The organism is Mariprofundus micogutta (assembly GCF_001895085.1).
GTDB classification, from domain to species: domain Bacteria; phylum Pseudomonadota; class Zetaproteobacteria; order Mariprofundales; family Mariprofundaceae; genus Mariprofundus; species Mariprofundus micogutta.
This window is the reverse complement of sequence record NZ_BDFD01000049.1, coordinates 1-1337: the sequence shown is the minus strand read 5'-3', so window position 1 is coordinate 1337 and position 1337 is coordinate 1. Positions and strand designations below refer to the sequence as shown.

The 1337-nt window shown below is 44.5% G+C and carries 1 protein-coding gene; it reads left to right on the top strand.

What is annotated here, in order from left to right; translation table 11 throughout:
- Positions 1-151: 151 nt before the first annotated feature.
- Positions 152-1099: a hybrid sensor histidine kinase/response regulator gene (locus MMIC_RS12365; protein WP_072660772.1), complete on the top strand. Its 948-nt coding sequence runs from the start codon at positions 152-154 to the stop codon at positions 1097-1099.
- Positions 1100-1337: the final 238 nt, after the last annotated feature.

Below are 1337 nucleotides of genomic sequence, written 5' to 3'. Positions count from 1 at the left end.
TCGGTCAACCTCATGCAGCGAAGGAATATCGCCGAATTGCTGGGAGGAAGCTCACCGCCTCCAAAGCGAAAACCGACCGTGAATCCTCGCCAGATGGCACTGCTCAATGCTTAACCGGACAGCAGTGGCAGCAGATATAATTTCGCAACTCATGACTTTTGCCCGCAAGGACAGTGTTGCATTACAATCAATCTCATTCAGGTCATTTGTAAATGAAGCCCTGAAATTGGCTAAAGTTGCCATTCCAGAAAACATTTTGATGACTCACAATATCTGTAGTGATGATTTGATCATAAAAGGGAATATTACACAGTTGCAACAGGTCATTCTCAATCTAATAAACAATGCACGTGATGCCGTGCATGGTGTCCATGCACCGAAGATTTATATCTCTTTAAGGCAATATCTTCCGAACAAAAAATTCATTCTAAAACATCAGATCCCAAGGAATAACCATACTTATGCACAACTAACCATTTCCGATAATGGCTGCGGCATCGAAAAGGAAGACCTTCAGCGTATTTTTGAACCCTTTTTCACGACTAAAGCACAGGGTAAAGGCACTGGTCTTGGTCTGGCTATGGTATTCGGAGCAATACAAACTCATCATGGTGTCATTGACGTTGAGAGTAATCTAAATGCAGGCACAAGATTTGATCTTTATCTGCCTTTGGAACAAAAAGCGATTAACGAGTTTGACCTAAACAGCCCTGTTGAGGTTATTCGGGGCAAAGGTGAAACCATCCTCATTGCTGATGATGATACACAGGTAAGGGATATTCTCTCTAAGCTTCTGACCGGCCTTGGCTATCAAGTGCTTCAGGCAGAAGATGGATGCATGGCCGTTGAACTATTCAAAACCCATCAAAACAATATTTCTCTACTCATTCTGGATGTCATCATGCCGAATATGGGAGGTATTGAGGCGGCTGCAAATATCCGCATATATAAACCGAGCATGCCGGTGTTATATGCCACGGGTTACGATAAAAATAATGTACTGGTCAACGCATTAAAAGAAGATGGCAGTCAGGTTATTGGTAAACCATATTCTGTAGCAACACTCAGCCGCATGGTTCGCATGCTTCTGGGACACTGAACCCCACTACCACGTGGCTTGTATTCACCATCCTGCCTGGCATTTACCCCACCAATTGAACTGGATTTCCGGCTAAACTGTGCTATTAATACCTTTCATGACTGTTTCTTATCACTGCTGTCCGGTTAAGCATTGAGCAGTGCCATCTGGCGAGGATTCACGGTCGGTTTTCGCTTTGGAGGCGGTGAGCTTCCTCCCAGCAATTCGGCGATATTCCTTCGCTGCATGAGGTTGACCG